This is a genomic window from Verrucomicrobiota bacterium, from assembly GCA_016871675.1.
In the GTDB taxonomy this organism is placed as follows: domain Bacteria; phylum Verrucomicrobiota; class Verrucomicrobiia; order Limisphaerales; family VHCN01; genus VHCN01.
The window spans coordinates 1-4794 of record VHCN01000115.1; the positions used below are offsets into that span (position 1 = coordinate 1).

The 4794-nt window shown below is 62.5% G+C and carries 4 protein-coding genes; 1 reads left to right on the plus strand and 3 read right to left on the minus strand.

Translation table 11 applies throughout. The features are described 5' to 3' along the window. Window positions 1-915: radical SAM protein (locus tag FJ386_14940; protein MBM3877982.1), on the minus strand; the 915-nt coding region annotated here is incomplete at its 3' end. Next, window positions 893-1663 (minus strand): glycosyltransferase family 2 protein, encoded by a 771-nt coding sequence (locus tag FJ386_14945; GenBank protein MBM3877983.1) that lies wholly within the window; start codon window positions 1661-1663, stop codon window positions 893-895. The genes FJ386_14945 and FJ386_14940, both read right to left, overlap by 23 nt. Before the next feature lie 124 nt (window positions 1664-1787). Between FJ386_14945 and FJ386_14950 the strand changes: the two genes are divergently transcribed. Then, on the plus strand, window positions 1788-2720 hold the full coding sequence (locus tag FJ386_14950) for an amidohydrolase (GenBank protein ID MBM3877984.1): 933 nt from the start codon (window positions 1788-1790) through the stop codon (window positions 2718-2720). An 81-nt stretch (window positions 2721-2801) separates the two neighbouring features. On the opposite strand, the gene FJ386_14955 is transcribed toward FJ386_14950, so the two are convergent. Continuing rightward, window positions 2802-4370 carry a D-aminoacylase gene (locus FJ386_14955; protein MBM3877985.1) on the minus strand — a complete coding sequence of 523 codons (1569 nt, stop codon included), beginning with the start codon at window positions 4368-4370 and terminating at the stop codon, window positions 2802-2804. Window positions 4371-4794: the final 424 nt, after the last annotated feature.

Sequence of the window (4794 nt, forward strand, 5' to 3'; positions counted from 1 at the left end):
CTCAATGATGTCTTGCTTGGCGATGTTGCCAAGCGGCTCTTTGGCGAGTGGGATTCGGCGGTGATCGAAGCATTTCACCACGTCGCCGTTTGGGTAGATGCAGATGTTTTTCCTCGCCGCGCAGGGAGTCCCGTCGTCCACCATCTCCTTCGGAGTGACCGCGTTGTTCCAGTTGTAGGCTCCGAAGTCCTGATACAGTTGGACATTGTGCTGCAACCCATGCTGCCGGCACCACTCGGCGACTTTCGGGATTTCCTTCTCTGACTCCTTGGAAAGCACGGATTGGATGCGCAACTGATCACCCAAAATCCGCTTCGCCAGCAGAATCTTCGGCATGACGATGTCAAAGCTCACGGTGCCCCTGAATTCGTTCCACTTGCTCCTCTCCACTGAATCAATCGAGATGACCAGAATGTGGCCCAGTTCCTTGTAGTGTGTGAGGAACGTCTCATCCAGCAACCGCGCGTTGGTGACAGTCACCATCGGCACGCCGAGTTTCCTGGCCTCTTCGGCGATGAGCACGACGTCTCGCTTGAACAGCAAAGGCTCACCGCCGGTCAGCGTCACCTGATACAGGTTGTGATGGAGCCGCTTCAGGCAGGTGATGAAATGGTTGATCATCAAGTGCTGGTTCTTGGGTTCCGGCCGCTCCCAGATGCCACATTTCGGACAGCGGTCGTTGCAGGCATTGGTGATCATGTAGATCAGTTCGTTGCTCTTGATCCCGTAGAGCCTGCGGAGCGGCGTCTTGTGCCAACGATAGATGCTCCACTCGATTGACTTCAGCAATACCAGCGGGGCGACGAGGAGCGGGTTCTTCACCCGCCTAGCAAATGGCACCATTTCTCCGACGTAATCTTGGAGCGTATGGGTAAAATTCGGGTGGTTGGCCTTAAACCTGTAAACGAGGCTCATGGATGTTTCCCTCGTAGATGGATTCGGATGAGTCCCACATCAGCACGGTGTGCCCTTCGTAAAGTGTGGCGCTTGAACTTTTGTATTTTTTGAACAGGCGCACGAACCGTGCAAAGCCCGTGATGGTGCTCTTGTATCCGTAATCGTGCCAGAGTTTCGCGGTTGGGCAGAAACCGATCTTGTATTTGCTGCGAAGGCGCAGGCAGAGGTCCACGTCCTCGCCTGCGGCGCTCGGAAACCTCTCATCGAACGGAAACTGCTCGGCTGCGAAGGCCTTCATGCCAAAGTTCAGCGAAGGCATATACCAAAGCTCCTTCCTGTCCGGCAGCAGCCATTTGCCCGCGAGCGTGCCGTTGATGTCGTGATAGTAGTCCAACAAGGTCTTGCCCCACGAGTAAGTCATGCCTCCAACGGCTGCGAACTCCGTCCGGATCAAGAATGATGTCATCTCCGCGTTCCAATCCGTTTCGAGAATGCAGTCGTGGTCGGTGAACAATATGTGTTCCGCCTTATCCTCCAAGGCCCTGTTGATAGCGACGTTCCTCGCTCGGGCTGGCCCGCCGTTACTTTCGAGAACAATATGCTCCACGGAGTGACGACCGACTTCATACTTAAGCGGGCTCGCATCGTCCACCACGTAAACCTTCTCAAACGGCTTCGACTGGCCCCGAACGCTGTCGAGCAGCCTGTGTAGGCAATCCACGTCCGATTGGGCTCGGATGAAGCATGGAATGACTAGAATGCTCATGAACTACCAACCGCCGTTAGCCGCTTCTTGGAGTGCTCTTCAATCTGATTCAGCGATCTTTCGATCTCGGTTGTGAGCTTCGCCTTCATGCGGCATTGAACACTTGGGGCATGGGGCGAGTGTAATGGGCTGGGGGGTGCTGTCAAAGCCCCGAAGGTTGATTGCGTTGCGACGAATTCCTGCGCGATTCACCTTGGAAGCATACGGTTTCACCGGCCACACCCACCGGCACTGCTGGCGGTTCCCGGAGGACTTCTCCGCCGACTTCATCCGGCAGGCGCAGCGGGCGCGGGGCGGGCAGCCGGTGGACTTGCGCGTGCGGTTCGAGGACTACGCGGCCAGCGCGCCGGCGGACACGCGCACCATCGTCTTCGGCGGCAAGGCGCGCCTGAGCGGCTTGTGGGTGGATGACCGCCACGTCGCGGACTACGTCGCCGCGCATCCGGACCGGCTCATCGGCTTCCTCTCCGTGGACCCGACGCAGGACGGCTGGGAGCGCGAGCTGCGGGCGGGCCACGAGGAACTCGGCCTGCGCGGCATCAAGCTCCTGCCGATGTATGCCGGCTTCAGCATGGACGACCCGCGCCTGGCCCCGCTCTGGCGCTACGCCGAGCAACGCGGCCTGCCCGTGCTGCTTCACGCGGGCACGACCTTCATCGCCCAGGCACCGCTGGCCTTCACGCTGCCGCGCCTCATCGAGCCGGTCGCGCTGAAATTCCCCGGCGTCAAAATCATCCTCGCGCACCTCGGCCATCCCTACGAAGCCGAGTGCGTCGTCACGATTCGCAAGCACGACAACGTCTTCGCCGACGTGAGCGCGCTGCACTACCGGCCCTTCCAGCTCTACCACAGCCTGATGCTCGCGCAGGAATACGGCGTGTGGCACAAGCTCCTCTTCGGCACCGACTACCCGTTCACGACGGTGAACGCGTCGATCGAGGGCCTCCGCAAACTCAACGACATGCTCGAAGGCACGAAGCTCCCGCGCCTCGACGTGAACCAAATCGAGGCGATGATCCACCGCGACAGTTTGAAGCTGCTGGGGCTGGAGAAGTAACCCGCATCGCGAGGAACCCGCCCGGCTCCCGCGTCGAGAATCCCGCGATTCGCGATCGCATCGCGCAAGCGGGCGTCGGAGCTACCTGGCAGGCTCATGACGGAGACATTTCCCGGGCCGCGCCTGCGTGTGCTGGTCGTCCTCGACGACCGGAACGCCATTGACCGTGACGAGCTTGAACCCGGTGGCGTAGTGATGCGGCGATTCAAAGGTCGCGTTGTCCTTCACGGTCGCGGGATTGAAGACCACAAGGTCCGCCCATGCGCCAACGCGGATGAAGCCGCGGTCATTCAAGCGAAACGTCGTCGCCGGGAGGGAACTCATGCGACGCACGGCATCCTCGGGCGTGAGCAGTTTCAATTCGCGCACGTAGCGGCCGAGCACGCGCGCGTTGTTGCCGTAGCCGCGCGGGTGCGGGACGCCCTCGCCGAACTTCCGCACGCCGCTGTCGCTCGCGAACATGGTGTTCGGGTGGGCGAGATACTTCTGCAAGTCCTGCTCATCCATGCCGAAGAACACGCACGAGCAGCCGCCGTGGTTCTGGATGTCGAGCACGAGCTCGATCTGGTCGTCGAGCGTCGCGGAACCGCGCACCTTTTTTGCGGCCTCGGGCAGCCGAAGCCCGTTGAGCTGCGCGTTGCGCCGGTAGCTGGCGATGGCGACGTAGTCGTAGCTCTCGTGCCCGCGGGCGAGCATCGCCTTCTTCATCGCGGCCACCATTTCGGCCTTCTTCCGCGGGTCGGCGAGGCGCTCGGAAAACTCCTTCGACCCGCCCTCGCGGAACTCGCCGGGAATGAGCGTGCTGATGCTCGTGCTGCTCGCGGGATAAAGATACTGGTCCTGCGTGATGTCGAGCCCGGCGGCGCGCGCCCGTTCGATCGCCGCGAGCACCTCGGCCGTGCGGCCCCAGGCGGCCTTCCCGCTCAGCTTGATGTGCGAGATGTTCGCCCGGATGCCCGCCTCGCGCGCGATGGTGAAGAGCTCCTCAAGCGCGGACTGAATGCGCGTGTCCTCATGCCGCATGTGGCTCGAGTAGATGCCGTCGCGCGCGGCCGCCACGCGCGCAAGCGCCGCGATCTCGTCCGTCTTCGCGAATGACCCCGGCAAATAGATGAGCCCCGTGCTCAAGCCGACCGCGCCGTCCTTCATGGCCTTCTCGACGAGCGATTTCATCTTCGTGAGTTCGTCGGCGTTCGGCGGGCGCATGAAGCTCCCGCCCATCGCGGACGAGCGCACGGTGTTGTGGCCGATGAGCGAGCAGACGTTTGCGGAGATGTTTGTGGCTTCGAGCTCCTTGAAGTAGGCGTCGAGGTCGAGCTTGGAGCCGCCGCAGTTGCCGAGCACCAGCGTGGTCACGCCCATGCGCACGAAATTCTCCGCGAGCGGCAAGTCCTCGATGCCCTCGGCGTGCGTGTGGACGTCCACGAAACCCGGCGCGATGAAGTGCCCCTTGCAATCCACCGTGCGCTTCGCGTCCCCGGCCAGTTTCCCGATGGCGGCGATGCGGCCGTCCCTCACGGCGACGTCCGCGAAGTAAGCTGGATTTCCCGAGCCGTCGGCGACGCGCCCGTTGCGAAGCAGCAGGTCGTAAGGGGCGGCGTGGAGCGAAGTGGCCGCGGCGAGCGAGAACAGTCCGAGGAGGGCTTTCATGCCGCGGGGTGATAGCAGGCGCGAACACCGGGCGCGAGCGCGGAGTGTCGCCGCGGTCAGGCGAGCGCCTTGCGGATGACGTCCCCGCTTACGTCGGTGAGCCGCCGGGCGCGCCGGGTTTCTTCCACTCCGGGAGGAGTTCCGTCAGCCCGCTCTAAATCCGGATCCCGCGATGGGATGGTGAGACGCTGCCACTTTCGCCGTCACGGCTTGCGCAGCCGGAAAAACCGATAGCCGGGCGCGACGGGAATGGTCATCGACTTGGTCGTGCCGTTGTCCGACACCGTCGCGCCGCTCGCGGCCCAGCTTGCCGGCACGCCAAGCGCTCCCGACTGCTCGAGCCGAAGCCGAGGTGTTGCAGGGCCGGTTCTTGACTCGCGGCGCCGGGATCATCTGCGTCGCGACACACAGTCCGGAACTTCAC

Coding starts and splice junctions, on each gene's coding strand:
- FJ386_14945 (MBM3877983.1), bottom strand. CDS start 1,663: ATGAGCATTCTAGTCATTCCATGCTTCATCCGAGCCCAATCGGACGTG.
- FJ386_14950 (MBM3877984.1), top strand. CDS start 1,788: ATGGGCTGGGGGGTGCTGTCAAAGCCCCGAAGGTTGATTGCGTTGCGA.
- FJ386_14955 (MBM3877985.1), bottom strand. CDS start 4,370: ATGAAAGCCCTCCTCGGACTGTTCTCGCTCGCCGCGGCCACTTCGCTC.